The 23,401-nt window shown below is 62.3% G+C and carries 32 protein-coding genes and 3 tRNA genes; 16 read left to right on the top strand and 19 right to left on the bottom strand.

Annotated elements, in window-relative coordinates; translation table 11 throughout:
• Positions 1-40 precede the first annotated feature (40 nt).
• From ACFQJB_RS12255 to ACFQJB_RS12220, 8 genes are all read right to left on the bottom strand, one after another.
• Positions 41-220 carry a hypothetical protein gene (locus ACFQJB_RS12255; RefSeq protein WP_379727716.1) on the bottom strand — a complete coding sequence of 60 codons (180 nt, stop codon included), beginning with the start codon at positions 218-220 and terminating at the stop codon, positions 41-43.
• A gap of 54 nt (positions 221-274) precedes the next feature.
• Complete coding sequence (locus ACFQJB_RS12250; protein WP_379727714.1) at positions 275-706, bottom strand: Hsp20/alpha crystallin family protein; 432 nt, start codon at positions 704-706, stop codon at positions 275-277.
• A gap of 17 nt (positions 707-723) precedes the next feature.
• Entirely contained in the window at positions 724-1,254 is a 531-nt protein-coding gene (locus ACFQJB_RS12245; protein WP_379727712.1) for a type II toxin-antitoxin system VapC family toxin, read from the bottom strand.
• Positions 1,251-1,598 (bottom strand): hypothetical protein, encoded by a 348-nt coding sequence (locus tag ACFQJB_RS12240; RefSeq protein WP_379727710.1) that lies wholly within the window; start codon positions 1,596-1,598, stop codon positions 1,251-1,253. The genes ACFQJB_RS12245 and ACFQJB_RS12240 overlap by 4 nt, the downstream gene beginning before the upstream one ends.
• 102 nt (positions 1,599-1,700) lie before the next feature.
• The gene (pheA, locus tag ACFQJB_RS12235) at positions 1,701-2,513 is read right to left on the bottom strand and encodes a prephenate dehydratase (RefSeq protein WP_379727708.1); all 813 of its coding nucleotides are present in this window, start codon (positions 2,511-2,513) and stop codon (positions 1,701-1,703) included.
• 45 nt (positions 2,514-2,558) lie between these two features.
• Positions 2,559-2,894: a phosphoribosyl-ATP diphosphatase gene (gene hisE / locus ACFQJB_RS12230; protein ID WP_120101436.1), complete on the bottom strand. Its 336-nt coding sequence runs from the start codon at positions 2,892-2,894 to the stop codon at positions 2,559-2,561.
• The gene (pdxT, locus tag ACFQJB_RS12225) at positions 2,891-3,505 is read right to left on the bottom strand and encodes a pyridoxal 5'-phosphate synthase glutaminase subunit PdxT (RefSeq protein ID WP_379727706.1); all 615 of its coding nucleotides are present in this window, start codon (positions 3,503-3,505) and stop codon (positions 2,891-2,893) included. Before pdxT ends, hisE begins: the two co-directional genes overlap by 4 nt.
• A 41-nt stretch (positions 3,506-3,546) precedes the next feature.
• On the bottom strand, positions 3,547-3,711 hold the full coding sequence (locus tag ACFQJB_RS12220) for a preprotein translocase subunit Sec61beta (RefSeq protein WP_120085109.1): 165 nt from the start codon (positions 3,709-3,711) through the stop codon (positions 3,547-3,549).
• A 118-nt stretch (positions 3,712-3,829) separates the two neighbouring features.
• Here ACFQJB_RS12220 and trxA point away from each other — a divergent pair, with 118 nt between their 5' ends.
• The gene (trxA, locus tag ACFQJB_RS12215; protein WP_120101790.1) at positions 3,830-4,096 is read left to right on the top strand and encodes a thioredoxin; all 267 of its coding nucleotides are present in this window, start codon (positions 3,830-3,832) and stop codon (positions 4,094-4,096) included.
• Between the two features lie 61 nt (positions 4,097-4,157).
• On the top strand, positions 4,158-4,307 hold the full coding sequence (locus tag ACFQJB_RS12210; protein WP_120101431.1) for a 50S ribosomal protein L40e: 150 nt from the start codon (positions 4,158-4,160) through the stop codon (positions 4,305-4,307).
• A gap of 109 nt (positions 4,308-4,416) precedes the next feature.
• Here the strand turns inward: ACFQJB_RS12210 and ACFQJB_RS12205 are convergent, their stop codons facing one another.
• A complete protein-coding gene (locus ACFQJB_RS12205; protein WP_379727703.1) occupies positions 4,417-5,043 on the bottom strand; it encodes an MBL fold metallo-hydrolase in 627 nt (208 codons plus the stop codon).
• Between the two features lie 104 nt (positions 5,044-5,147).
• Here ACFQJB_RS12205 and ACFQJB_RS12200 point away from each other — a divergent pair, with 104 nt between their 5' ends.
• The 3 genes from ACFQJB_RS12200 to ACFQJB_RS12190 are packed head-to-tail and all read left to right on the top strand — an operon-like array spanning position 5,148 to position 6,603.
• Complete coding sequence (locus ACFQJB_RS12200) at positions 5,148-5,345, top strand: DUF5786 family protein (RefSeq protein WP_120101426.1); 198 nt, start codon at positions 5,148-5,150, stop codon at positions 5,343-5,345.
• A 12-nt stretch (positions 5,346-5,357) separates the two neighbouring features.
• A complete protein-coding gene (locus tag ACFQJB_RS12195; RefSeq protein WP_379727701.1) occupies positions 5,358-5,972 on the top strand; it encodes a DUF99 family protein in 615 nt (204 codons plus the stop codon).
• 22 nt (positions 5,973-5,994) lie between these two features.
• Positions 5,995-6,603 (top strand): uracil-DNA glycosylase, encoded by a 609-nt coding sequence (locus ACFQJB_RS12190; RefSeq protein ID WP_379727699.1) that lies wholly within the window; start codon positions 5,995-5,997, stop codon positions 6,601-6,603.
• 189 nt (positions 6,604-6,792) lie between these two features.
• Here ACFQJB_RS12190 and ACFQJB_RS12185 read toward each other — a convergent pair whose 3' ends face one another.
• Positions 6,793-7,524 (bottom strand): DUF6663 family protein, encoded by a 732-nt coding sequence (locus tag ACFQJB_RS12185; protein ID WP_379727697.1) that lies wholly within the window; start codon positions 7,522-7,524, stop codon positions 6,793-6,795.
• Positions 7,525-7,632: 108 nt separating this feature from the next.
• On the opposite strand from ACFQJB_RS12185, the gene ACFQJB_RS12180 reads away from it, so the two are divergent.
• Positions 7,633-8,010 carry a DUF2237 family protein gene (locus tag ACFQJB_RS12180; RefSeq protein ID WP_379727695.1) on the top strand — a complete coding sequence of 126 codons (378 nt, stop codon included), beginning with the start codon at positions 7,633-7,635 and terminating at the stop codon, positions 8,008-8,010.
• Positions 8,011-8,036: 26 nt separating this feature from the next.
• Here the strand turns inward: ACFQJB_RS12180 and ACFQJB_RS12175 are convergent, their stop codons facing one another.
• Positions 8,037-10,583, bottom strand: coding sequence for a DNA topoisomerase I (locus ACFQJB_RS12175; RefSeq protein WP_379727693.1), 2,547 nt, complete (start codon positions 10,581-10,583; stop codon positions 8,037-8,039).
• A 108-nt stretch (positions 10,584-10,691) separates the two neighbouring features.
• On the opposite strand from ACFQJB_RS12175, the gene ACFQJB_RS12170 reads away from it, so the two are divergent.
• Positions 10,692-10,940 (top strand): hypothetical protein, encoded by a 249-nt coding sequence (locus ACFQJB_RS12170; protein ID WP_379727691.1) that lies wholly within the window; start codon positions 10,692-10,694, stop codon positions 10,938-10,940.
• 259 nt (positions 10,941-11,199) lie between these two features.
• Here the strand turns inward: ACFQJB_RS12170 and cmk are convergent, their stop codons facing one another.
• On the bottom strand, positions 11,200-11,823 hold the full coding sequence (cmk, locus tag ACFQJB_RS12165; RefSeq protein ID WP_379727689.1) for a (d)CMP kinase: 624 nt from the start codon (positions 11,821-11,823) through the stop codon (positions 11,200-11,202).
• Between the two features lie 155 nt (positions 11,824-11,978).
• On the opposite strand from cmk, the gene ACFQJB_RS12160 reads away from it, so the two are divergent.
• The 6 genes from ACFQJB_RS12160 to ACFQJB_RS12135 all read left to right on the top strand — a co-directional run bounded on the left by ACFQJB_RS12160 (position 11,979) and on the right by ACFQJB_RS12135 (position 15,079).
• Positions 11,979-12,731 (top strand): NRDE family protein, encoded by a 753-nt coding sequence (locus ACFQJB_RS12160; protein ID WP_379727687.1) that lies wholly within the window; start codon positions 11,979-11,981, stop codon positions 12,729-12,731.
• A 25-nt stretch (positions 12,732-12,756) separates the two neighbouring features.
• The gene (locus tag ACFQJB_RS12155) at positions 12,757-13,107 is read left to right on the top strand and encodes a helix-turn-helix transcriptional regulator (protein ID WP_142443100.1); all 351 of its coding nucleotides are present in this window, start codon (positions 12,757-12,759) and stop codon (positions 13,105-13,107) included.
• Positions 13,108-13,165: 58 nt separating this feature from the next.
• Positions 13,166-13,238, top strand: a tRNA-Asp gene (locus tag ACFQJB_RS12150).
• Between the two features lie 427 nt (positions 13,239-13,665).
• Positions 13,666-13,962 carry a DUF7718 family protein gene (locus ACFQJB_RS12145; protein ID WP_379727685.1) on the top strand — a complete coding sequence of 99 codons (297 nt, stop codon included), beginning with the start codon at positions 13,666-13,668 and terminating at the stop codon, positions 13,960-13,962.
• Positions 13,935-14,102: a hypothetical protein gene (locus tag ACFQJB_RS12140; protein WP_379727684.1), complete on the top strand. Its 168-nt coding sequence runs from the start codon at positions 13,935-13,937 to the stop codon at positions 14,100-14,102. The genes ACFQJB_RS12145 and ACFQJB_RS12140 overlap by 28 nt, the downstream gene beginning before the upstream one ends.
• Positions 14,103-14,335: 233 nt before the next feature.
• A complete protein-coding gene (locus ACFQJB_RS12135) occupies positions 14,336-15,079 on the top strand; it encodes a hypothetical protein (protein ID WP_379727682.1) in 744 nt (247 codons plus the stop codon).
• Between the two features lie 5 nt (positions 15,080-15,084).
• Here the strand turns inward: ACFQJB_RS12135 and ACFQJB_RS12130 are convergent, their stop codons facing one another.
• Entirely contained in the window at positions 15,085-15,630 is a 546-nt protein-coding gene (locus tag ACFQJB_RS12130) for an NUDIX hydrolase (protein ID WP_379727680.1), read from the bottom strand.
• A 222-nt stretch (positions 15,631-15,852) separates the two neighbouring features.
• On the opposite strand from ACFQJB_RS12130, the gene ACFQJB_RS12125 reads away from it, so the two are divergent.
• Complete coding sequence (locus tag ACFQJB_RS12125) at positions 15,853-17,400, top strand: methyl-accepting chemotaxis protein (RefSeq protein WP_379727678.1); 1,548 nt, start codon at positions 15,853-15,855, stop codon at positions 17,398-17,400.
• A 26-nt stretch (positions 17,401-17,426) separates the two neighbouring features.
• Here the strand turns inward: ACFQJB_RS12125 and ACFQJB_RS12120 are convergent, their stop codons facing one another.
• From ACFQJB_RS12120 to ACFQJB_RS12095, 6 genes are all read right to left on the bottom strand, one after another.
• On the bottom strand, positions 17,427-17,690 hold the full coding sequence (locus ACFQJB_RS12120; protein WP_379727676.1) for a hypothetical protein: 264 nt from the start codon (positions 17,688-17,690) through the stop codon (positions 17,427-17,429).
• Complete coding sequence (locus ACFQJB_RS12115; protein WP_379727674.1) at positions 17,633-18,505, bottom strand: protein-L-isoaspartate O-methyltransferase family protein; 873 nt, start codon at positions 18,503-18,505, stop codon at positions 17,633-17,635. Before ACFQJB_RS12115 ends, ACFQJB_RS12120 begins: the two co-directional genes overlap by 58 nt.
• Before the next feature lie 39 nt (positions 18,506-18,544).
• Positions 18,545-19,168, bottom strand: a complete 624-nt coding sequence (locus tag ACFQJB_RS12110) for a protein-L-isoaspartate(D-aspartate) O-methyltransferase (protein ID WP_379727672.1) — start codon at positions 19,166-19,168, stop codon at positions 18,545-18,547.
• Between the two features lie 260 nt (positions 19,169-19,428).
• Positions 19,429-20,088 carry an HVO_0476 family zinc finger protein gene (locus ACFQJB_RS12105; protein WP_379727670.1) on the bottom strand — a complete coding sequence of 220 codons (660 nt, stop codon included), beginning with the start codon at positions 20,086-20,088 and terminating at the stop codon, positions 19,429-19,431.
• Positions 20,089-20,180: 92 nt separating this feature from the next.
• Positions 20,181-22,109 carry an ABC transporter ATP-binding protein gene (locus ACFQJB_RS12100; RefSeq protein WP_379727668.1) on the bottom strand — a complete coding sequence of 643 codons (1,929 nt, stop codon included), beginning with the start codon at positions 22,107-22,109 and terminating at the stop codon, positions 20,181-20,183.
• 254 nt (positions 22,110-22,363) lie between these two features.
• Positions 22,364-22,846, bottom strand: a complete 483-nt coding sequence (locus ACFQJB_RS12095) for a DUF192 domain-containing protein (protein WP_379727666.1) — start codon at positions 22,844-22,846, stop codon at positions 22,364-22,366.
• Positions 22,847-22,931: 85 nt separating this feature from the next.
• Between ACFQJB_RS12095 and ACFQJB_RS12090 the strand changes: the two genes are divergently transcribed.
• Positions 22,932-23,004 (top strand) — tRNA-Val (locus tag ACFQJB_RS12090).
• Between the two features lie 200 nt (positions 23,005-23,204).
• Positions 23,205-23,278 (top strand) — tRNA-Phe (locus ACFQJB_RS12085).
• The last annotated feature ends 123 nt before the right edge of the window (positions 23,279-23,401 follow it).

Below are 23,401 nucleotides of genomic sequence, written 5' to 3'. Positions count from 1 at the left end.
CCGCTCTCTTTCCTGTTGTTTCGGTTCGCTACAACACGCTTCAGGCAGTGTCGCGTGTGCCGAGATAGTTGTTCACGAGCAGCGGCGCGATGACGCCGAGTCCCAACAGGCTGGCAAACGGGAGCCAGCCGGGCAGCGTGGTTGCGGTGTCGATGCCGACGGCGGCTGTCACGGCGACAGCGATGAAACCCAGGATGACGATGTTCTCTCTGGAGGGCATAGCTGTCGGTGGCGGCCGCGGCAGCAAAATGGTACTGGTGGCTAAAATCGAGATTTATTCGACGTCGATCTCGTGACCGCCGGGCGCGTCGGGGTCGAGTTTCGGCAGCGTGACCGTCAGCACGCCGTTGGTGTAGCTCGCGGTCGCCGACGCGGCGTCGACAGCCTCGGGGAGCCGCACCCGGCGACTGACCGACTGGTGGCTGCGTTCCTTGCGGTGGTAGTTGGCATCTTCCTCGACGGCCTCAGTCTCGGCGTCCGCGCTGAGCGTGATAGACTCCTCGTCGGCCCGGAGATCGATATCCTCCTCGGCGAAGCCGGGAAGATCAGCGGTGACGACGATCTCCTCGCCGGTGTCAGCCACATCGACGCTGATCTCCGAGAGGACACTGCCGCCCTCAAAGGTTTGGCTCAGCTCGCCGAACTGGTCGTTCATGCGCTCGATCAGCTCGTCAAGCTCCTCGAAGGGATTTGGTTTCTCAGGCATACCTGATCATTGGTGGCTTATGGGTTTGAATCTTTTCGTCGTTTACTTAGCGACAGAATTTCTCCGGTGGCAGCCGCAATTCTCGTGACAATACCAACATCACGGGGCGACCTCGTCGTTCGGAACAACAGTGAACCCGAGCGTTCGGAAGTCGTCATCGAATGCCAAAACGTGGTCGATATCGCGGTCGGCAGCGAGCACTGCCGTCGTATGATCGACAAACGAGATCTCCTGATCGTCGTAGGCAGCGAACTGCGTGGCCGCGGTATCGAATGTATCCGGCTCAACAGCAGGACGGTGATGCTCTGGGAATCACGGACGGCAGTCAGCGTTCGGACGGCAACATCGTGGCCGAGTTTGTACCGACAGAGCGTTGCCGCTTCTGCGAGCACAGCCTGTGTCGTATAGAGCGGCCGATATGGGAGCCCACCGGATCGGATCCGCTCGAATACATCCGTGGCCGTCTCGTGGTGGGTATCATCGCTGTCGGCACGGGCGTACAACGCGCCGGTGTCAATCATCAGCGGCGTCGCGCTGGAAACGCTCATGTGCCGCCGTACAGTTCCTCGTCAACAGTCTCCGAAACGGTGTGCTCACCAGATGCTCCGGGTTCCAACTCCCAGATCGGATCCTCGGGGTTGATCTCACTGGCGTCCACCGGCGGCTCAACGAGCCACCAGACCACGCGGCCTGCCGTCTTCCGGCTGGCAACGCGGCCCTGCGCTTCGAGCGTTGCCAGCTTTCGCCGCCCGGTCTCCCGCGAGCAGTCGAGTGCGTCGGCGATATCGCCGGAAGTGACGACGGGGCCATCGACACGCTCGAACACCCCGAGTACGTCCGCGAGCGTGACGGTTTCGGTGTATCGACCGCCATCGCCCCGATCTCGTGACATGCCTGTCAGTTAGCACGCAAGCAGTATTACCCTTGTGGCGTACCCACTATGGAAACCGCGGATGGTTGTCGCACTACGTAGCCATGCTCGGTCGCTGCCGATTCAGTACAGCACGTGTTTCGTGTCGTAGGAGCCGAGGTTGCGAACCCACCCCTCCGAAGCCAACTCTTCGATCTCATCGAGGGCGTTCTGCACGCGGCTCTCGTAGACGCCGGCCTCGATATCGAAATGGAAGAGGTAGTCACCGAGTCGCGCGCCGCTGGGGCGGGACTCCACGCGGGAGAGGTTGATATCACGGTCGGCGAACGCCTCCAGCAACTCCAACAGCAGGCCGGGGTAGTTGACGTTGGGGTAGACGATCAGCGACGTTTTGCCGCCGGCGTCGGTTCGCTCCGCGGCGGGCGCGACGACGAAGAACCGCGTGGCGTTGGAGTCCTGATCCTGGATGTCCTCAGCGAGGATCTGGAGGTCGGTCCCGTTAGTCGCGTTGTCGGGGTGGCCGATGCCGGCGATGGAGCTATTTTCGCGGGCCGACTGGACGCCACGGGCGGTGCTGGCGACGGCTTCCTGTGTGGCGTCGGGATAGTGGTCTTCGAGGTAGCTACGACACTGGGCGAGCGCTTGGGCGTGGCTGGCGATGGTGTCGAACTCCTCGCCTTGGGCGAGCAGCGCGTGGCGGATCGGCGTGACGATCTCGCTTGTGACGCTGACCTCGTAGTTCGCTAAGGCATCCAGCGTTTCGGTGACGCTGCCCTCGATGCTGTTCTCGATGGGGACGACGCCGCGTTCGAAGTCGCCGCTGGCGACGGCTTCGATGATCGCGGTCACCGACTCTCGGAAGGCAACGTCGTCGGCGACGGCGCGGGCGGCACGGTGTGAATAGGTTCCGGTCGGACCAAGCGTGACAGCGTTCATTAGCGGCGTTTCGGCAAGCCGGCTGAAAAACGCGTCGGGAACAACTCAGAACCGCGATTCGAGTTCGTCCCGTAGGTCGTCGACATCCAGCCCTTTCATCGCAAACAACACCAGCAGATGGTAGACGAAGTCAGCCGACTCATATTGAAGCTCGTCGAGGTCATCATCTTTTGCCGCCAAGATCACCTCGGTCGCTTCCTCGCCGAGTTTTTCGAGCACCTCGTTTTCGCCCTTTTCGTGAGTGAACAGCGAGGCCGTATAGGAGTCCTCCGGGAGTTCTGCTTGCCGCTGTTTGATCGTCGCAAACAACGAGTCAAGCACAGCTTCGGGATCAGCAGCATCATCGACCCCGTCGAACCCGGTGGCAGTATCGTCGCTCATTGACTGACCTCCGGGGTCTCGGCTGTTGCCGGCTGGCCGTCGAACAGCGCGAGTTCGTGCAGGCGGCTGTCCTCAGTCAGTTCGGGGTGGAAGGAGGTAGCGACAACCGGCCCCTGCCGGACGGCGACCGGGCTCCCCTCCCAGTCGGCGAGTACGTCGACACCTTCACCAACCGATTCGACCAGCGGCGCGCGGATGAACACCGCCGGAAACGGCTCGTCGAGGCCGGCGATATCGAGGGGTGCCTCGAAGCTATCCTTCTGGCGGCCGAAGGCATTTCGGTCGACCGTGATATCAAGAATATCCAGCGATTGGACGCGCTCGTCCTGTGGATCCCGGGCGGCGACAATCAGCCCGGCACAGGTCGCCAAGATCGGCTTGCCGGCTTCGACGTGAGCGTGGATCTCCTCGTCGATGCCCTCATCGGCAAGCAGTCGGGAGATCGTCGTCGACTCCCCACCTGGCAGAAGCAACACGTCGCAGTCGTCGACGAGCCCGGCCTCGCGGATCGTCGTGATCTCGGTGTCGACGCCGCGAGCATCGGCGACACGCCGGATCGCGGCAGCGTGTTCACTCACATCGCCCTGGACAGCAATCACGCCAACATGCATACCGATAGCTGGCGCGCTGGAGACAAAAGCTACCGGATCGATCAGGCGACCGTCAGCGTCAGCACCTGCACGAAGACGCCAAAGAGGACGCAGAACGCCATCACGGTTTTCGGATCGATACGGATCGCGTTGCGATCCTCGGAGTCGAAGTACCGCACCAAGCCGGCACTCGACATCAGTCCGCCGGAGTTCCCACTGGAAGCCATTATCGACACTCGCCACTTGGGCAACCTAAGCGTTTCGGCTCACACCGCGGTCGCCGACGACCGCCAACGACGGGGTGGAAACCCTTATGGCCGCGTCGGCGCAACGATGGGCCGCACGATGACTGTTCGACTAACAGACTTTTACGCCGACTGGTGTGGCCCGTGTAAGACGCAGGATCCGATCCTCGAAGAGCTGGAGGCCGACTACGAGGACGTGGAGTTCGCCAAGGTCGACGTCGACGAGGAACAGGAGGTCGCCAACGAGTACCAGGTGCGATCGCTGCCGACGCTTGTCATCGAAAACGACGACGGTATCGTCGAACGGTTCGTCGGCGTCACCCAGCGCGGCGATCTCGAAGACGCCCTCCAAGACGCCGGGGCCTAACGCGGTCGATCGCGGGGCTGTTCTCGGAACTGTTAAACAGCGACCCCCACAATGAGCGGATATGCCAACCAACGACGTCGCCGCCAGCCGAACGCTCAACAAACAGATCTGCATGCGGTGTAACGCGCGCAACGCCCCGGACGCCGACAGCTGCCGGAAATGTGGCTACTCGCGGCTCCGCCCGAAAGCCAAAGAGCGACGCGCAGCCTGATTCTGCCGGTCGGTTTTTCGTCAGCCTCCTGCTCCGAGCGACAGCCGTGTCGCCAGCGTCGCTTCGACGATCCCGACCCACAACCGCAAGCGACCGCGCCAAATCGAGGCTACTCGTCGGGATACTTCGGCTCCCGGCGTTCGGCGCGCTCAAGCGCACGCTCAATGACGGTTCGCACGTCTTCGCCAGCGGGGTCAGCGCGGAACGGGTCGCCGTGGCCGGCGTACATCACCGACACCGAATCGGGCAGTCGGTCAAGAATACGTTCGAGACTCTCGATCAGCCGTTCGCGTGACTGCCCGCGGCGGTCGGTGCGGCCGAAGCTACCGTCGTCGAACGCGCCGTCGTTGTAGACCACCACGTCGCCGCTGAAGATGGCCTCGTCGCTGACGAACGAGAGGTGGTCGCTCGCGTGGCCGGGCGTGTAGATCGCTTCGAACTCGTCGTCGCCGATGGTGATGGTGTCGCCGTCGTCGATGGCAGCGGTTCGGCGCGGGTGGTCGGCGTAGGTATAGAGGTCGGCGTCAAAACGATCCAAGACGGCGTCGAGTTCGCCGACGTGATCGCCGTGTTGGTGGGTGAGCACGACCCGATCGAGGTCGGCAACGTGGTCGGCGATCACGTCGGCAACGCCGGGCATGGTGCCAGCGTCGACGAGTGTCGGCGTCTCGCCGTCGACGAGATAGGCGTTGCAGGTGAAGACATCCGCGCCGTCAGTGACGACAATCGGCTTCATACCGGGGCAACGTGGTCGATCAGCAAAAGTCCCCGGCGTCGGGTGACTACTGACAACCAGCCTGCATGGGGATTTTTCAGTCCGGGAACCATATAGACTAACGTATGGGATTCGGAAGCTACGATGAGTCTGAACAGGAGAACCAAGATTTTGATACCGACTTCGAGGACGACGACGGGCTCGATGCCGGCGAAGCCGAACACAAAGGCAGCGTTGATTTCGAGATCGGCGCGTCCAACGACGAACTACTCGACAGACTCGAATCGATGAAGGACGAACCCGACGCCGAACCCGCAGAGTAGGCCGCTGCTGCGATGGCTCCGAAGCCCGGTAGTCGGGCGGTCGGCATCGCCGCCTCGGATGGCCCCGAATATACTCAGTTGTGTGGGGCCGTCGTTCGTGCCGACCGCGTCGTTGAGGACTTCGTTTTCGCTCGTTGTACGACCGGTGGCAGCGACGCGACCGCCGCGTGTCGTGACCTACTCGATCGACTGGACAGACCGGACGCGCAGTGGGTACTCCTCGCTGGCGTCGCGCCCGCGTGGTTCAATCTCATTTCTCTCGACGACGTGCACGCGGCCGCCGACCGCCCGGTGATCGCGGTCTCCTTCAAGGATAGCGACGGATTGGACGACCCGCTTCGTGCGCACTTTTCTGGGGAAGCGTTACGACGACGACTCGCCACCTACCGCGAACTGCCGCCGCGCGAACCAGTCGCACTCGACGACACCGAGCTGTGGGTGCGGACGGTCGGCATCGACACGGCCGACGCTGCCGACGTCCTTCGGGCGTTTGCTCCCGACGACAACGAGCGTCCCGAACCGCTCCGGGTCGCCCAGCGTGCGGCCCGCGCAGGACGCCAACAAGCTGAGCGGTTTGGCTGGGAAACCGCCGGCGACGCGACGATCGACGAACCGACCGACAGTTAAGCCGCCCGCCACACCAATCGGTATGGACGGATTCGACGGCCGGTGTGTCACCGATTGCGAGCAGTGCCCCGATCTCGTCGCCTCCCGAAGCCAGATCGTCAACGGCATCGGCCCCGACGACGCCGACCTGGTGTTCGTCGGCGAGGCCCCCGGCGCGAACGAGGACGAGAAGGGCGAGCCGTTCGTCGGTCGGTCGGGCTCAGTGCTCGATGACGCACTCGGCGATGCCGGCGTCGATCGATCTGCCGTGCGAATCACCAACTGTGTTCGGTGTCGACCGCCGGAAAACCGCGATCCGACGACCGACGAGCTTGCCAACTGCCGCGGCTATCTGGAGGCTGAGATCGAAACCGTCGATCCGAGCTTGGTCGTCACCCTCGGCAAGGTGCCGAGTGAACACCTGCTGGATCGCTCGGTGGCGATCACAAACGAGGCCGGCGACGTTGTCGACTGTCGGCTTGGCGATCGCTCACAGCGCGTGTTGCTGTCGATGCATCCGGCGGCGACGCTGTACGACGCCAGCCAGCGGGACGCCTTCGAGGAAACGATCGCGTCAGCGGTTGCACTCGCCGGCCTGGGCGACGGCGACAGCGATGATGGCGACGGCCAGTCGAGACTCGGCGAGTTCTGATCGGTTCGCTCACCCGTGCGTTTCTGGCTCTGAAACACGGCGAATGGGGTAAGTGACCAGCGGGGCGACCATGCTGGTGGGGCCATCCCATCGACCGCCGGTTCCCACCCGCCGGCGGGTCGTGTGTTGTGTCCACGCCCCCGGCGGCCGGTTCAGCCCCGACGCGGCCGCCGCTCCCTCTCATCTCGTTCAGACGGCTGGCAAGCCGTAGGTATCGCGGACAGTTTGAGCCAGCATCCCGTCTTTGCGGAAGACGATATACACCACAACAAACGGCTCATCGGCCGGGTTGAGAACGAAAACCGCACGCTCGGCGGGATCGTCAGCATCGCTGTCAGCCGTGGACGCAGCATCATCGGTATCGACAGCATCGTCGCTGTCGTGGGTGGCGTTAACACGCTGGATCAGCGGCTCGATCGGCGTTGCGCCCGTCCGAAACTCCTCGAAGAGGTCTCGCGGCGGGTCTTGTTTCGCAAACACGTAGACGACGCCGTTGGGTTCCTTGCCGGTGCTGTAGGTCACCGCGGAGTTCATCGCCTCGCCGGCGACCTGGGCGTCGTGCCACGTTTCCTGGGCCTTCTCGAAGAGGCCGGTCACGCCGTCGGCGTACTGGATCCGGGTGCGGTTCGTGATCGTACAGTCAAGAAAGGCGGCGTCGCTGTCATCCCATGCGAGTTCGGCCTCAACGACGTACCCGGGTTCCAGCGACCGGATCGTGTCGGCTGTCTCGGCGTCGAGATCGGGCGCGTCGGTCTCCGGATCGTCGTCGACGGCTGGCGGGGTGACAGCGATCGGGCGCAGATCGGCGTCGGGATTCTCGCCGGTCGCCGCAGCGGTGGCTTCCGCAAGATCGACCAGCAGGATCGTGCCATCCGGGCGACGGTCGAGGACGCGAAACCGGCCGGTCGTCGTCGGCTCCATACCCCGGCTTATCGAGGGGCGCGAATAAGCCCCGCGGCTTGCGATTGGCGGCTCGACAACGAGACACGCGGGCCGAATAGCTATACAGCCGTAGCCGGAAGCACCGGTATGAGCGACACCGAACACAACGTGGTAGGTGGCGAGTTACAGCCCTGTAGTGAGAGTCCCGAAACCGGCTTTCTGCGGGATGGTAACTGTCGACAGCTGCAGCGTGATCCCGGCCGCCACGAGATCTGTGCGGTGATGACACAGGACTTCCTCGAATACAGCCGCGAGCAGGGCAACGATCTCATCACCCCGCGGCCGGAACTCGACTTTCCCGGGCTACACCCGGGCGACCGCTGGTGTGTCTGTCTCCCGCGGTGGGTCGAAGCCCGCGAAGCCGGCAACGCGCCGCCGGTAGTGCTCGAAGCGACAAGCGAGGGTGTCCTCGATGAACTCACAGTCGACGAACTCCGCGAGTACGCCGCAGAGGGCGACAAATAGCAAACAGATCGAAGCCGCCAGCAGCGTTAGTCGGCGTCAGCCTGCCAGTCGCGGACGGTATCGGCACCGACGCCGTCGACTTCCTCGGCCAGTTCGTCGGGATTTGCGTCTTTCAGGCCCGCAACATCCTCGATGCCGGCCGTCTGTAGCTTTTCGGCCGTTTTTTCGCCGATCCCACTGATCGTCTCCAGTTCCGAGCCGTTCTGGCGAGCCTGGTACTCCCGGTAGTTACAGATCGGACAGCCGAGCTCCCACGGCTCTCTGTCCTCGTCCTCGTAGGTGACGAGCAGTTCCGGCAGGCCGTGTTCCTCGCAGTGCTCGTCGGTGATCTCGATATCGCCGCGCCGGGGCAACGGGAGGGAATACTCACAGTCGGGGTACCGCGTACAGCCGACGAGCCGCGAGCCGTTGCGGAGCTGTTTGATCGCCACCTCACCGCCATGTTCCTCACCGCAATCGGGACAGTCACCGATGACGCGGTCAGCCTCGGCGTCGGCGGCAGCGGCCTGACACTGCGGACAGCCGTGGACGAACGTCTTCCGGCCGGCCAGCAGTTTCACTTCGCGTAGCTCGTGTTCCTCGCAGGTCTCATCGAGCAGGAGCGGTTTCCCGGTCGACGGCAGCGGGAGGGTATACTCACAGTCGGGATAGCCGTTGCAGCCGATGAAGTACGATCCCTGTCGGCTGGTGCGGATGAGCAGGTCGTCGCCGCACTCCGGACACGGGCCGAGCGTCTTGTCGGCTTTCAGTGATTTTTGAATCTGATCGCCGATCTCCTCGCGGGAGTCAGTAAGGTCGTCGAACACCTCTTCGAGCAGTTGCCGAGAGGCTTCGGTCACCTCGTCGTACTCCTTGTCACCAGCCGCGATGGCCTGCATATCGGCTTCGAGTTGGGCGGTCATCTCCTCGGAGACGACCTGATCGGCGAACTCCTCAGCGGCTTCGACGACCGCCTTGGCCAGCATCGTCGGCCGCGGCGGATCGTTTTCGAGGTAGCCGCGGTCGTAGAGTTTCTCAATGGTATGGTGTCTGGTACTTTTGGTGCCGATCCCAAGTTTCTCCATGGTTTCGATCAGCCGCGACTGGCCGTAGCGACGCGGCGGCTGGGTCTGTTTGGCCTCGATCTGGGTGTCGGTGATCGCCAACTCGTCGCCCGCGGTCACATCCGGGACGTGGGTTTCCGACTGGCTGAAGTACGGATAGACGGCGTGGTAGCCGGCCTCGACGAGGCGTTTCCCGTTGGCCTTCAGCGTGATATCCTCCGTGGCCGGTTCGCCGTCGACAACGACCTCACGGTCGGCGATCTCGGCGACGACCTTCAGGTGTTCCCACGTCGCGTCGTCGGCAACGGTGGCAAAGAAGCGGCGGACGACGAGTTCGTAGATCTCCCACTCGTCGTCGGAGAGCTCGCTGCGGCTGGGGAGTTCGCCGGTCGGGTGGATCGGCGGGTGATCGGTCGTCTCCTCGTCGCCTTCGGTCGGAGTGATGTCGTCAGCTGCAAGGAGGCTCTCGGCGTCGTCACCGAATGTGTTGTCGGCGGTGAACGCTTCAAGGAGTTCGCGCGGGTCGAGATCCTCGGGATAGACCGTGTTGTCGGTGCGGGGGTAGGTGAGATAGCCGGCGGTGTACAGTTCCTCGGCGATGCTCATCGCCTGCTGGGCGGAGTAGTTCAGCGAGCCGGCCGCGCGGATGAACTGCGTGGTGTTGAACGGCGCTGGCGGGCTGTCAGTGCGGGTGCGGCGATTGACGGAGTCGACGGCGGCGGTGTCGGCGGCGGCCAGTGCCTCGTAGACAGCTTCGGCGCGGTCGCCGTCCCAGAGGCGTTCGGCCTCGTTGCCGTCCTCGTCGCGATAGAAGTACTGGCTCTCGAAGCCGCCGTCTTCGTCGGTTTCGAGGTCGGCGAACAGTTCCCAATAGTCCTCAGGATCGAAGGCCTCGATCTCGCGTTCGCGGTCGACGATCAGCTTGAGCGTTGGGCCCTGGACGCGGCCCACAGAGATGAAATCGTCGCCGAGTTGGCGCGCCGAAAGGGAGAGAAATCGGGTGAGGGCCGCACCCCACAGGAGATCGATGACCTGCCGGGCCTCACCGGCGGCCGCAAGCTCAAAGTCGAGTTCGTCGGGGTTCTCAAATGCCTCAGTCACTTCGCGGTCGGTGATCGAGGAGAAGCGCACGCGGTCGATCTGGACGTCCTCGTTGACCTCCCGCACCAGTTCGTAGGCTTCCTTCCCGATCAGCTCGCCCTCGCGGTCGTAGTCGGTGGCGATCGTGACGTGGGAGGCCCGGCGGGCGAGTTGGCGGAGCGCGCGGACGATGCCCTCCTGGGTGGGCTGTTTGTCAATCGGTGCGTCGATCAACTCGACGGGTTCGACATCCCGCCAGTCGTTGTACTCCGGTGGGAAGTCGACGCCGACGACGTGGCCCGAGAGGCCGATACAGCGGTTGCCACCCCAGTTGTAGACGGTGGTGCCGGCGACACGCTCGGTGTCGGCGGTACCGTCGCTGAGGATGTCGGCGATCCGCCGGGCGGCGTTATCCTTCTCGGTGATAATCACTGCAGGGCCGCGACTCATTGAATCGGCGTAGGCCGCTGGCTCGCCTAAAGCTTTCGCGCGACGGGAGCCACAGCTCCGTGTGAGACGACCGGCGGGTTTTTGCTCACTGCTGTCATCGGTTCGGCTATGTTGAAGCTCCTCCTCGGTGGTGTCGGCCTTGTTGAGACGTTGTACCCGGAACGGTTCATGCAGGTGCTCACCCGGCTCAGCTACGAGTACGACGACGATGCCCCAACCCCGAAACCGTGGGTCGTTACCGCCGCACGACTCGAAGGGCTGGTCATCCTTACCGCGGTCATCTGGTCGGCACTGAAGACGGACTGCAACTGTAGCCTGCTGTCCCGTGACGACGAGGTCGACGCCAACACGGAATAAATCGACACGAGAACGTACACGAGGCATTGCCCACAGCAGGATTTGCAGTCGAAATAGTAGGCTATGAGTGCAAGCACGTCTGAGAGATACCCAGCGTCGTTCGTCAAGTTGAGAGACAATACCTGCTCACGTCGACGGTTTCTATTATTCGAGTAGACTGTTTGGTGGCACACTGTCGGCGGCAACACCACAGTTTCGCCTGCAAATACTGACGGTAGTATCGTGGTGGGAGCCAGCTGCCCGAAGGAGCCGAACCTGATCAGAGATCGACAGCCGGCGTCTCGTAGGCTCCCTCGTCGGATTCAGCGTCGTACTGGTCGATGGCGGTTTTGACCAGCTGGAAGACGCCCTCTTTGCCCCAGCGGGCGGTGTTGATGTTGAGATCGTAGAACTCTCGATCCTCGACGTCGATATCGTAGTATTTCTGATACCGGCCGGCCTCGCTGACCTCCCGGACGCGCATTTCGGCTTCAGTTTCCTCACGGCCCTCGATACGATCGACCCGTACCTCATCCGGCGCGTCGAGCCAGATGCGGAGATCGGCGTTCTCGCCGGCGAGCCAGCCAGCCAGCCGGGATTCGAGGATGAAGGGTTTCCCGGAGGCACCCCACTTTTCGGCGATCGATTGGAGTCGCTTGTCGAGTGCGCGATCGATATCAGCGGAACTGTCGGCGATGGCGGTCTGCTGGTGGAGGCTGAGTTCGCCATCCTCGGCGAGTTCCCGGAAGATGTCGCCACCCGACACGTAGGGGCAGTCCATCGCCTCCGAGAGTCGTTCACAGAGCGTCGTCGCCCCACAGCCCGGCGGGCCGGAGACGGTGATGAGAAGATTGCTGTCGATCTCTGGCGTCGATGGCTTGCTGGCGTGGCCCTGCGTGCTCATATACCCGCCCTGTTTCACATGAACGTACCTTATGGTATCGATCTTAGCCCCGGTCGGTAAGTGTGAGTCAAGCTATCGAATGAACGAACAGCACGGTCGACACGGAGTAACGAGACAGGGCGAGGTTCTTGTCGGCGACGCTGCTACAAGGGATTGTGTGTACACTCGTCCTCGCGTGGCAGGCTGTCGTCGACGCGCCGGTCGTCGTCGCCGCCAACCGTGATGAGGCCGTCGACCGTCCCAGCGAGCCGCCGGGGGTGTATCGAGCCGAGCCCCAAGCGATCGCCCCGCGAGACGCCCGTGCTGGCGGGACGTGGATCGGCTACAACGAGGCCGGCCTGTTCGTCGGGATCACCAACCGCTGGGTCGACCGCGCGGGCGAACGCTCGCGGGGCCAGCTTGTCGCCGACTGCCTCGGCTGCGAATCGGCTGATGCCGCCGTCGACACCGTCGAACGCGCGGTCGCGGCCGACAGCTACGCCGGCTTCAATCTCGTCGTTGCCGATGCCGATCGGGCCACCCTGCTTGAGTGGGATGGCGAACTCGGCGTCACCGATTTCGAACCCGGCGTCCATGTCGTCGTCAACGTCGGCGCGGACGGGGCGTCCTTCGAGCCGCCGGGACGCCCGGAGCTGGGTCGTCAGCAGGCCGCCAATGCGACCGCGGTGCGATCGGCTCTTAGCGTTGAGGCGGGGCCCCCACCGACGGCCGCAGTGTGGCGCGAGCAGGCCGCCGCCGTGCTCGGCGATCACGAGTACGGCGTCTGTGTCCACGGCGATGGGTTTGGAACGCGGTCGGCGTCGCTGATCGAACTCGGCGGCGAGGCCACCGCAGGCGTCGGGGGCTACTGGTTTGCGGATGGGCCGCCGTGTCGGACAGGCTTCGAGCGCGTCGAAAGCAGCCTTTAAACGAGTTGCGACCCCAGGAGAAGTAATGAGTGTGTCCGAAGCCGAGGTCGACCTCTCCGCCGACGAGCAGCGCGGACTTGAACTCATCAAGGAAACCGGTGGGATCCATCAAAGCGATTTCTGGAAGGAACTCGACATCTCCTCGCGGAAGGGGAGTCGGATCGCCGAAAAGCTGGTCGAGGCTGAGTTGATCAACCGCGAACAGACCGTCTACAACGGACACAACACCTACTACCTTGAGCCGACGGCGAAGGATCTGGAGTTCCGGCTGCTGATGGCCGGCGATCTGCTCTCGCCGTTTATCGGCGAGGAGGAAGTCGATCCACAGAGTGACTCCTTCTCGCAGTGGCTGATGAATCTGGCCTACGAGGAGTAGTTGACTGCCGGAAAAGAGAAGCCTTATTTACCTTACCGCGGTACGATAGGATGCGTTCGCCCGGATGGTGTAGTGGCCCATCATACGACCCTGTCACGGTCGTGACGCGGGTTCAAATCCCGCTCCGGGCGTCTTCTGCTGTCGCAACTACGAACGAGGAGCGAAGCGACGAGTGAGTCTGCGACAGCGAAGCGGCCAGAAGGGATTTGAAGCAACGATCGAACGCAGTGAGCGAGTGAGGTTCAAATCCCGCTCCGGGCGTTCTTCCGACGAACAATACTCCCGAGCACCGTGTAGCGTGTGCGAGGATCCCCCGTGAGTCGGAAACGTTCGACAGCGGATTTGAAGCAACGAGCGAACGCAGTGAGCGAGTGAGGTTCAAATCCCGCTCCGGGCGGTTTCGATATACCCCATGTCCAGATTTTTATCCGATGCCGCGGAGAGACAGCACCGAGCGCGATGGGCAAAAAGAAACCGCGGGACTACGACAGGGAGTTCACTGCCCATGTTGCCCACCGAACACGGTACCGTCTTGGTATCACCACTGACCGTGGCACAGTGACGCGCTTTGTACTCCAGCTCGAATACCTGCTCAATCCGACCACCGACGAGTGGAGTGAAGTCGTGCGCTACGATCACGACAGCCGCGGTAGTAGCGAGGCGACCCACGACGTGACTGTCGATGGACTACATATTGATGTCTACCGCGAGGGCGAAAAGATCACCAGCCATGAACTGACGCCGCCGCTACCGGCGAACGAAGCACTTGATCGGGCCGAAGAACACTTGAAGCAGAACGCCGAAGGATACATCAAGAGGTTCGAAACATGGCACAGTATCGAGACGACCCGATGACCGACGAGGAGTTCGAGGAACTCCGCGAAAAGATGGACGAGACACGCGAGGAGGTCAGGGAGTACCTCGACGCACAAGGCGTGGACACTAGCCCGTGGGACGATTCTTCGACTGAAGCGCGGGCCGACAGCGGCGACTGAGGTTCAAATCTCGCCTCAGATCCTGTTTCAAATATCATTTGCTGGCTTTCTCCATTCAGCAGCGTAGTGTTCAACAAAATTTAGTGCATTTGCTTGAGGAGCCGTTCATATGCCCTTCGTTGAGCATCCTGTTTTCACTCAGCCAGACAACGAGAATCATGTTGTGTGGCGATACTACGATGCTACACAATTCATATCGGTGTTACAAAATAGAGGACTATATTTCAATCGTAGTGATGTATTTTCAGACCCATTTGAAGGAATATACCCAAAAGAACAAAAGAGAATATGAGAGAAATCTATTTAGTAAAATAACTGAAAATATATTGGCTGATAATGACCACTATCCTGAAGAAGCAGTCCGAGAGGAGCCTAAAAAAGAAGTGTTAAAATTATCTGACCGTTTTCGATCTCGATCTTACATGAATTGCTGGCACATGAATGAATCAGAATCGATGGCAATGTGGAAATCATACATTGATTCTGGTGATGGTGTTTTGATAAAATCCACATATTCAAAACTGAAGTCAGCTATCGATGCCCACGATGATCATAAATACCGTATGGGGACAGTCGGTTATCTTCCGTGGTTCGACGACAAGGTGGAAGAAGAGTTAGATGAAAGTGAGCAGCACAATCGGTTCTATGCGTTCATGTATAAACAGGAAGAATACGAGTACGAAAATGAAGTTAGAGTGATTATTTCGCAACAAGAAGGCGGTGATGGGTTCTTTGTCAAAACTGATTTGAATGAGTTGATTGATGAGGTAATTATTTCACCAAACTCCCCACCGTGGAGTGGAATTCAATTTTGGGAGAATATTCTCCGCAAGTACCGCGTTAGATCCGATGTTAGAAAATCCGATCTAGAGACGACTCCGGAAGATATCCTTGAGAATATTGATAGAGAACAAATAGAGAAAGAGGTGGCCGAAAGAGTGGAAGAATGGAAGGAAAAGAAAGATTTTCTTGATTAACTCTATCAGACTGGTGGTAGATTAAATATACCCCCTTCACGCGCCGCTAACAACGCTGTCAACGTCCAGCCCGTTGTCGGCGATGTTTTTGCTGATTCGATGGCGTCCTCCACACTCATGAACCGCCACTCGATGTACTCGCCCTCGTCGGGATCGGCCTCGCCAGCCTCCAGTCCGGTGGCGACGACCAGCCCGCGTTGGAACCGCATCGTCGCACTCGGGTAGTACGTCGAGAGCAACGTACACTCCTCGGCCGACAGCCCGGTTTCCTCCTTGAGTTCGCGTTCGGCGGCCTCAACGTAGGATTCGCCGGGTTCAACGTAGCCGCCGGGACACTCCACAAACGACTCCGCTAACTTCGGGCGGTACTGTTCGACCATCGCCACGCGGTCGTCGTCGGTGACGGCGACGATTCCGAGGCCGTCGTTCGGTTTGTCGACCCAGTAGTAATCGGCCGCTCGACCCGAGGGTTCAACCACGCAATCGTAGCCGGCGGTGAACCAGCCACAGTCGTATTCGGTTTCCGAGGCAAGTCGCTGCCAGCCGGTCATACCCGGGGAAGCGACCGCAGTTCGGGTAGCCGTTCCGGTTCGAGAACCGGCTCCAGCGCGGACAGACCGGATTTAAGATTAGCTTGAATGCTGTATTTTTCTGCTTGCTCTTTTGTATTCATACTTTGTATTGGCTATACGAGAAACAATCCTGGACTGAAATCGCATTAACATTCATGAATAAAAACTTACGTATGTCGATACAATGAACCATAATAACGAATGTCAGTAGACAACGAGCAGGTCGATACCGAATCGCAGGCAGCCGTTGAGGATGGAATGATCGCCAACGCCCAGGGCGCGGTCGGGGTCGTGCATGCGACCTCCGAAGCGGTCGATGATCGCCTCGAAGCGATCCAGTCGACGGCGACACGACAGGTCGATGAGATGGAAAGCGTCGCCAGCGAGGTCTCGGATCTGAGCGCGACCATCGAGGAGGTCTCCTCGTCGGCCGCCGAGGTTAGCGAGACGACCGATCGAGCGGCGACAGCGACAACCGCCGGGCGAGAGGCCGCCGCCGAGGCGACCGACGCGATGGAGACCGCCTCGACAGCCACCGAACAGGTACAATCACAGGTCGAAACCTTAGAGCGCAAGGTCAGCCAGATCAACGAGGTCGTCGACGTGATCGATCAGATCGCCGAGCGCACAAATCTGCTGGCGCTCAACGCCTCGATCGAGGCCGCCCGGGCCGGCGAGGAGGGCGACGGCTTCGCGGTCGTCGCCGAGGAGGTCAAAAGCCTCGCCGAGGAATCCCAGACCCGAACCGAGGAGATCGAGAGTGCGGTCACCGAGATCCAGGACGTGACCGCCGAGGTGACCGACGCCCTCGATGAGGCGGTCGACGCCGTCGAAACCGGAGCCGAGGAGGTCGAAACCGCCGACGACGAACTCGATGTCGTCACCGAGGAGATCCAGTCGGCGGCCGCCGGCATCGACGAGGTCTCGACCGCCGTCCAGCAGGGCGCGGAGGCCGCCACCCGCGTCGCCTCGGTCACCGAGGACACCGCCGACGCCGCCCGCGGGATCGAAGCGTCGGTCGGTGAGATCCACGACGAGCGCGCCGACACCACCGATCTGCTCGCCGAGATCGACGACGTGCTGTCGGCAGCCCGCAAGAGCCGGGAGGCGCGGCTCCAGGAGGCCGAAACCGTGCCGACAGGACTCGATGACTTCGATCGCAACGGCGGGCTGCCGGCCGGCTCCCGGTCGGTGGTGACCGCCGACACGGGTGAGGGTGGTGTCAGCGAGCAGACTGTCGACGAGGCGGTGGCGACCTGTTGTGCCGCCGCCATCGATGCCGGCTGGGCGGTCTCGCTGTCGCCGACAGCGACGATGGATCGCCGGACGCTGGCGAGCGCGCTGTCGGCCACCGCCGAGGTGACGCTGACGGACGCACTGGCGAGCGATCGGCTGTTCGTCCTTGATCCCTTCGGCACCTGGGACGCTGGCGAGAACGTTATCGACGTGACGACCCGCGGACTCGATGAGGCCAACGCCCGCGTCGACACCAAGCGTGACCGGCCGCTGTTTGTCATCGGCAACATCGCCGGCGAGTTGGATCTCATGGGCGAGCAAGCAGTGAGGGAGAACACCTACGAAAACGACGGCGACGTGCTGAGCGACGACGATCTCGTCGTCAACGTTGTTGATAAGGCGACTGTTCCTGATCAACTGACCTCCTTCTACGTCGGCGCGGCCGATCGGCACTGTGAGCTGGGAACCGCACAGCCACGGCAAAACGGGACACAGCTGACCCATCCAGACTAGCTGCCAGCCGACCTCGACCGGTGGCCTTAGCCGCCGAGTCGGGTGAGGATGACGTAGCCGCCGACAGCGAGAACCGTAAGCAACAGCGTCCCGAGGAGAAAGAAGCCGGCAACGGTCGGATACACCAGCGAGAGGGCGACAAGGAACGTGAGCGCGAACAGCCCCAAGAGAATGACAACGATCGCCTTCGAGGGATCTTGGGCGGTAGCGACGGCGATCCGTTCTTTCAGCGTCAGGGCTGCGAAAGCGTCGTCGCGGTCATCATCTGCGGAAGGCTCTGATCCGGCCACGGGTGGTGTTGGGTCGCAATGGCCCTGAGTGTGTCGCTTGCGAGTGCCGGCTTGTGCCTGTTCCTACCGTGAGTCGAGCCGATCATCCCAGTCAGCCACTCGTACTCCCAGCCCGTTTTGGCGAAGTAGCCCTGGGAGTCGAACTCGGCGTCCTCCCGGCGGGTTCGGTTGCGCTCGTGGCCGCTGGGCTGCTCGCCGTCGACCAGCATTGGCCGAAAGCCGACAGGGCCAAACTCCCCGACTGATTCGAGGTCGCCGTCGGCTGCGGGCTCAACAGCAACGAGCGTCTGGTCGGTCGTCCCGCGTGGAAAGACGATCCGGCCCCCGTCGGCGAGTTGCTCGCGGATCGCCCGCGGCACGTCGTGTACCGCGCTCTCGATCAAGACGCGATCAAAGGGTGCGTACTCGGGGTAGCCGCGAGCCCCATCGCGGCGGTCGACCAACACCGCGTCGTAGCCCGCCGCGCCGAGGTTGTCGCGGGCGATGTGGACGAGCCGGCGGTCGATATCAATCGCGTGGACGTGCCGGCCGCCGACGATCTCGGCCAGCACCGCCGCCGTGTAGCCGACACCCGCACCGACGACGAGCGTGTCGTCGCCCTCGTTGGCTTCAAGCGCGGCGATCATGCGGGCGACCGTTCGGAGACCGAGCACCCGGGAGCCGGCGACCTCGTCGCTACCGGGCTCGTAAGCGTCGTCGACAAATTCGTGGCGTGGCACCGTCCCCAGCGCGTCCAGCACCGCGGCTCCGAGCGGTCGCTCAAGGGCGTGTTCCAGCCCATCGACCATATCGGCCCGGAGCGTCTCGTGATCCATTGTCGGAACTGGGGGCGGGATCGGCTTAACCCCACCGCGTCACCGCATCGTGACGAACCGAACCGGTGCGATGGTTTCAGCGTCATAGCTCCCGTCAGGCTGCGGAACAAGCCGTTTGAGTTCCTGCTGGCCCGAACCGAATGGACCGACGACAGCGCCGTCGGTCGCGGTCTGTTCGAGCACCGCCGACGGCGGCTCGGCGGCAGCACAGGTGAGATAGCTGGCATCAAAGGGAGCTTCTTCGGGCCACCCCTCCCGGCCGTCACCGATGCGGACAGCCACGTCGTAGCCGAGGTCGGCGAGTCGCTCGCGGGCAGCCTCGCCGAGGTCGGGGTCGTACTCGACGCTGTAGACGTTGCCGTCGCCGACGACCTCGCTGGTGACCGCGGCGTGGTAGCCACAGCCCGTCCCGATTTCGAGGACGCGGTCGCCGGGGGCGACATCGAGTAAGTCGAGCATCTGGCCGACCATATGCGGCGCGCTGATCGTCTGGTCGTTACCGATCGGCAGCGGACGATCCTGGTAGGCCTGCTCCTGTTGGTCAGCGTCGACGAACTCGTGGCGCGGCACCGCGCGCATCGCCTCGGCGGTACTCGATTTCGTGATGATGTCGTTGGCGACGAGGCTGTCGACCAGCCGGTCGCGGGCTGTCGCCATTTCCATGTTGGGTGTTGGCGCACTGCGTATGTAGCCGTTACGCTCAGGCTTTCGTTCGATTGACCAGCCGATATCCTGGCGGACTGAAAGGGCGAGACGCTATCGACGAACCCCGGCGACGTAAGCACTGCAGGAGCGAGCGTAGCGAGCGACGAAGCGCGCAGCGAGCCGCGGGAGTCGATAGCGTCGAGGGCTTTCTGGGCCTCAGTAATCGTAGTACGGTTTCCAGTAGAAACAGCGGTGTTACCGACTCGACAGATAACGCCTTACCACGCCGACCAGGCCGTCGTCTGCTCGTCGACCCCGTAGACCCGCTTACAGTCCTTCGCGTAGACCATATCGCCATCCTCGTCGAACTGATCGAACCGGTAGCCCTCGGCGTCATCTCGAACCAACAGCCCGGTGATCGTGAACTCGTCGTCGCCGAAGGATTCGGTCTCGCCGACGGACAGCTCGTAGTCACCGGGAACGTTGACCGTGAGACTTCGGCTTTCGTCGCGTGAGCCGTCGTTGGGGTGGAGGGTCACGTTGACCGAGACGTTGTCAACCGCGCGCGTCCAGATCGCCTCGATCTCCTCCATGACCGCGCTCTCGGGGCGAGCGTCGCCGTCGGCGGGTTCGAGGCTGGTGACCCGGGCCTGAAAGATCGCCTCGGGGGTGTCGACGATGAACTCATCGCCGACGGCGACCTGCTCCTCAGGGTCGACATCGATGTGTGTGCTGACCGACTCACCGCCCTGGGAGACGATCACGCGTTTCTCGACTGTCGTCGTTGATTCGATCGTCTCCTTGTGAACGTGCTCGCAGTCGTTACAGCGGACGGTCGCGGTGCCGCCCGGTTTCAGTACCTCGTGGACGGTGTCGTCGTGGGGCGAACAGGCCGGGCAGGTGAGGGCCACGGTGTCGCCGGCGTCGAGATCACTCATTGGCGTTTGTTCCGTGGCTGTGGGTAAAAGCCGTGTGACACGTAGCGATGCCACGAGAGCAGCGAAACACCCCGCGAGACGCCGACTAATGATCAGTCGTCTTCGGCCGTCTCGGTGCGGGCCTGTCGGCGACTCGCACGATCGATAAACGCCTGCGGTAGCGAATCGATCTCGCCCGCTTGGACGCCCCAGAGGTGCGCATAGAGTCCGTCGGCGTCGAGCAGTTCCTCGTGTGTGCCGCGCTCGACGATCCGGCCGTCTTCGAGGACGACGATCCGGTCGGCGTCCTTGATCGTCGACAGCCGGTGGGCGATGGCGAACGTCGTCCGGTCGGTCGTGAGGTCGTCGAGGCTGCGCTGGATCAGCATCTCCGTCTCGGTGTCGACATCGCTTGTCGCCTCGTCGAGGACGAGGATCGCCGGATCTTCGAGGATCGCCCGCGCGATGGCGATCCGCTGGCGTTGGCCACCGGAGAGTTTGACGCCGCGTTCGCCGACCATCGTCTCATAGCCGTCGGGGAGATTCTGAATAAAGTCGTGGGCTTCGGCGGCCTCGGCGGCCGCCTGGATCTCGGCGTCGGTCGCCTCGAAGCTGCCGTAGGCGATGTTGTCGCGGACGGTGCCGTAGAACAGGTAGGATTCCTGGCCGACGTAGCCGATGGCCTGCCGGAGAGAGGTGCGGCTCACCGACTGGATCTCCTGGCCGTCGATCCGGATCGTCCCCGAATCGGGATCGTAGAGCCGCAAGAGCAGTTTGAGGACGGTCGATTTGCCGGCACCGGTCGGCCCGACGAGGGCGAGCGTGTCGCCGCCGTCGACGCTGAAGCTGATATCGTCAAGCACCGGCTCCTCGCCGTAGCTGAAGCGCACGTCGTCGTATGCGACCTGCCCGTCGTCGACGACGAGATCGTCGCTGCCGGTGTCGTCTTCGAGCGCGTCGGTTTCGTCCATCAGCCCGAAGATCCGCTCGGCGGAGGCTTCCGCCCGCTGGTACATATTGATGATCTGGCCGAATTGGGCCATCGGCCAGACGAGCTGCTGGGTAAAGAGGATGAAAACGACGAACTCGCCGGTCGAGAGCGTGCCGGTGAAGGGGCCCGGCCCCGACCCCGAGAAGACCCACAGCCCGCCGACGAGGAAGGTGAGGATGAATCCCGCCCCGGAGATGAGTTGGAGGCCAGGGAAGAAGCGGATGCGGATCGTGATCGCCCCCCAGTTGGTCTCGTAGTAGTCCCGCGAGACGTCGTCGACGCGGCCGGACTCGAACGCCTCGGTGTTGGAGGATTTGATGACCTGGATGCCGCCGAGGTTGTTTTCGAGCCGGGAGTTCACGTCGCCAACGCTGGAGCGGACGGCGGCGTATTTCGGTTGGATCGTCGTGACGAAAATATAGGTGAACAGGGCGATCAACGGGACGGGCGAGAGCGCGACGACCGCAAGTTGGGGGTTGAGATAGACGAGATACGCGGCGATGGCGACGACCATGACCGCCAGCCGGAAGGCGGAGTTCAGCCCGTCGTTGAGGAACCGCTCCAGTTGGTTCACGTCGTTGGAGAGAATCGACATCAACTCGCCGGTTTGTTTGTCGGCGAAAAAGCCCATATCGAGCTGCTGCATCGTGTCGTAGGTATCGGTGCGCACGTCGTGTTGGATGTCCTGGGCGAAGGAGTTGAACCCCCAGTTGCGGAGCCAGTGAAAGCCCGCGCCGACGACAAAGGAGGCCGTGATGAGGACGATAACGAGTGTGAACTGGTCGATGGGTTTGGTCGGCAGCCATGCTTGCGGCACCAACGGCAGCGAGAAGGGTTCGACGCCCTGAAACAGGCTGTCGATGGCGACGCCGAGCAGGATCACTGGTAGCAGATCCAGCAGGCGCGCGGCGAGGCTGGCGAGCACGCCGAGGGTGACCGACAGCCAGTAGGGCCGGCCGTACTCGCCGACCAGCCGGCGCATAGGATCATCGACCCGTTCGCGCTGCTCCTCGAATGGGTCGTCATCGGCCGCCGGCTCGACGCTACTCATTGGGATCCGTAATGGGGCAGTCGGCAAGAGGGTTGGCTTCGGTGGGGGTAGTATTCGACAAACAGTCAGATGGTTCGGTCAATCGACCAACCGCTATTCCTGGCGGAATGAAAGGGCGAGGCACGGTCGACGAACCCCGGCGACGTAAGCACCGCAGCGAACGCAGTGAGCGAGGAGCGCAGCGAGCCGCGGGAGTCGAGCGGGCCGAGGGCTTTCTACACCTACTATTCTCTCATGCCTGCATCAAAATCGTACTAAGACCGATACTCGTCGGGAATCTCGACCCGATCACCGACCGCGATGTCGTTGTCGGTTGTGTAGTTGTACGGGACTTCAAGAACGTATTTCCCGGTACCGCGGAACGTCCCGTCGTCGTCGGGCTCGGCGTGGTGAATCGTCGTGATCTCGCCGTCGGCATCGATGAAGACGATATCGATCGGGAAGGCCATGTCACGCATGACATACCCGTGGCGGCCCTCGCTGTTGTGAATGAACAACATCCCTTCGTTGGGGTCGAGCGCGGTGGTATTGCTCAGACCGGTGTAGCGTTTCTCGAAGGTGTCGGCGATTCGCGCGTCGACGGTGGCGAGTTCCGTGTCGGTGTCGCCGTCGACGACGGTGACGGTTGTCCACTCGTAGTCGCCGGCGAAGACGCCGCTGGTGACAGCGAGGGCACCGCCGCCGACGATGACGGTGACCGCGAGGAGTGCCAGGATGCACGTGCGGGGCCGGGCCATTGGTCATCGGTTGGGCTGAACGGGGGATATGGCTTCCGACGCGGAAGGAAACCGTTATTGACAGGCGGGCGGTGACATCGAATGCGGGCTCGTGGTCTAGTGGTTATGACGCGGCCTTTACAAGGCTGAGATCGGTGGTTCAACTCCGCCCGAGCCCATCCACCTTTTGCGCTGCGGGCTGCCGTCGGCAGCCCTCGGCAAAAGCTGACCAAAACGCGGCGTCGCTCCCGGTGGTCGCTCCTTGCGCCACTCGCTCGCTGCGCTCGCTCGTGGTACTGCCACTGGCGACGCGACCGCACCGCCGCGGTGCCGTCTTTCGAAATCCTTTTTACTGCAATCCACTTCGTCTGGAGTGCGCGCCGCCTTAGCTCAGACTGGGAGAGCACTCGACTGAAGATCGAGCTGTCCCCCGTTCAAATCGGGGAGGCGGCATTCCACTTTTGCTGCGTCGGGTGTCCTCGCTCACTTCGTTCGCTGCGGGCACCGCTCCTTGCAAAACCTGGACTAAAACTGCCGGCCGCTCCCTACGGTCGCGGCCGGTGAAACCACGGCTCG

Source organism: Halonotius sp. GCM10025705, assembly GCF_042662885.1.
GTDB classification, from domain to species: Archaea; Halobacteriota; Halobacteria; order Halobacteriales; family Haloferacaceae; genus Halonotius; species Halonotius aquaticus.
This window is presented reverse-complemented; position numbering and strand designations above follow the sequence as displayed.

What these genes read in the sequence shown, in the direction of transcription:
- hisE (WP_120101436.1), bottom strand. Translation starts at nt 2,894, where the DNA reads ATGAGCGACGATACTGCCACCGGGTTCGACGGGGTCGATGATGCTGCT.
- cmk (WP_379727689.1), bottom strand. Translation starts at nt 11,823, where the DNA reads ATGAGCACGCAGGGCCACGCCAGCAAGCCATCGACGCCAGAGATCGAC.
- ACFQJB_RS12110 (WP_379727672.1), bottom strand. Translation starts at nt 19,168, where the DNA reads ATGGAAATGGCGACAGCCCGCGACCGGCTGGTCGACAGCCTCGTCGCC.
- ACFQJB_RS12220 (WP_120085109.1), bottom strand. Translation starts at nt 3,711, where the DNA reads ATGGCTTCCAGTGGGAACTCCGGCGGACTGATGTCGAGTGCCGGCTTG.
- ACFQJB_RS12095 (WP_379727666.1), bottom strand. Translation starts at nt 22,846, where the DNA reads ATGGCCCGGCCCCGCACGTGCATCCTGGCACTCCTCGCGGTCACCGTC.
- trxA (WP_120101790.1), top strand. Translation starts at nt 3,830, where the DNA reads ATGACTGTTCGACTAACAGACTTTTACGCCGACTGGTGTGGCCCGTGT.
- ACFQJB_RS12100 (WP_379727668.1), bottom strand. Translation starts at nt 22,109, where the DNA reads ATGAGTAGCGTCGAGCCGGCGGCCGATGACGACCCATTCGAGGAGCAG.
- ACFQJB_RS12245 (WP_379727712.1), bottom strand. Translation starts at nt 1,254, where the DNA reads ATGAGCGTTTCCAGCGCGACGCCGCTGATGATTGACACCGGCGCGTTG.
- ACFQJB_RS12195 (WP_379727701.1), top strand. Translation starts at nt 5,358, where the DNA reads ATGGCTCCGAAGCCCGGTAGTCGGGCGGTCGGCATCGCCGCCTCGGAT.
- ACFQJB_RS12250 (WP_379727714.1), bottom strand. Translation starts at nt 706, where the DNA reads ATGCCTGAGAAACCAAATCCCTTCGAGGAGCTTGACGAGCTGATCGAG.
- ACFQJB_RS12155 (WP_142443100.1), top strand. Translation starts at nt 12,757, where the DNA reads ATGAGTGTGTCCGAAGCCGAGGTCGACCTCTCCGCCGACGAGCAGCGC.
- ACFQJB_RS12255 (WP_379727716.1), bottom strand. Translation starts at nt 220, where the DNA reads ATGCCCTCCAGAGAGAACATCGTCATCCTGGGTTTCATCGCTGTCGCC.
- ACFQJB_RS12190 (WP_379727699.1), top strand. Translation starts at nt 5,995, where the DNA reads ATGGACGGATTCGACGGCCGGTGTGTCACCGATTGCGAGCAGTGCCCC.
- pdxT (WP_379727706.1), bottom strand. Translation starts at nt 3,505, where the DNA reads ATGCATGTTGGCGTGATTGCTGTCCAGGGCGATGTGAGTGAACACGCT.
- ACFQJB_RS12205 (WP_379727703.1), bottom strand. Translation starts at nt 5,043, where the DNA reads ATGAAGCCGATTGTCGTCACTGACGGCGCGGATGTCTTCACCTGCAAC.
- ACFQJB_RS12240 (WP_379727710.1), bottom strand. Translation starts at nt 1,598, where the DNA reads ATGTCACGAGATCGGGGCGATGGCGGTCGATACACCGAAACCGTCACG.
- ACFQJB_RS12180 (WP_379727695.1), top strand. Translation starts at nt 7,633, where the DNA reads ATGAGCGACACCGAACACAACGTGGTAGGTGGCGAGTTACAGCCCTGT.
- ACFQJB_RS12140 (WP_379727684.1), top strand. Translation starts at nt 13,935, where the DNA reads ATGGCACAGTATCGAGACGACCCGATGACCGACGAGGAGTTCGAGGAA.
- ACFQJB_RS12125 (WP_379727678.1), top strand. Translation starts at nt 15,853, where the DNA reads ATGTCAGTAGACAACGAGCAGGTCGATACCGAATCGCAGGCAGCCGTT.
- ACFQJB_RS12130 (WP_379727680.1), bottom strand. Translation starts at nt 15,630, where the DNA reads ATGACCGGCTGGCAGCGACTTGCCTCGGAAACCGAATACGACTGTGGC.
- pheA (WP_379727708.1), bottom strand. Translation starts at nt 2,513, where the DNA reads ATGAACGCTGTCACGCTTGGTCCGACCGGAACCTATTCACACCGTGCC.
- ACFQJB_RS12175 (WP_379727693.1), bottom strand. Translation starts at nt 10,583, where the DNA reads ATGAGTCGCGGCCCTGCAGTGATTATCACCGAGAAGGATAACGCCGCC.
- ACFQJB_RS12185 (WP_379727697.1), bottom strand. Translation starts at nt 7,524, where the DNA reads ATGGAGCCGACGACGACCGGCCGGTTTCGCGTCCTCGACCGTCGCCCG.
- ACFQJB_RS12115 (WP_379727674.1), bottom strand. Translation starts at nt 18,505, where the DNA reads ATGGATCACGAGACGCTCCGGGCCGATATGGTCGATGGGCTGGAACAC.
- ACFQJB_RS12210 (WP_120101431.1), top strand. Translation starts at nt 4,158, where the DNA reads ATGCCAACCAACGACGTCGCCGCCAGCCGAACGCTCAACAAACAGATC.
- ACFQJB_RS12200 (WP_120101426.1), top strand. Translation starts at nt 5,148, where the DNA reads ATGGGATTCGGAAGCTACGATGAGTCTGAACAGGAGAACCAAGATTTT.
- ACFQJB_RS12105 (WP_379727670.1), bottom strand. Translation starts at nt 20,088, where the DNA reads ATGAGTGATCTCGACGCCGGCGACACCGTGGCCCTCACCTGCCCGGCC.
- ACFQJB_RS12170 (WP_379727691.1), top strand. Translation starts at nt 10,692, where the DNA reads ATGTTGAAGCTCCTCCTCGGTGGTGTCGGCCTTGTTGAGACGTTGTAC.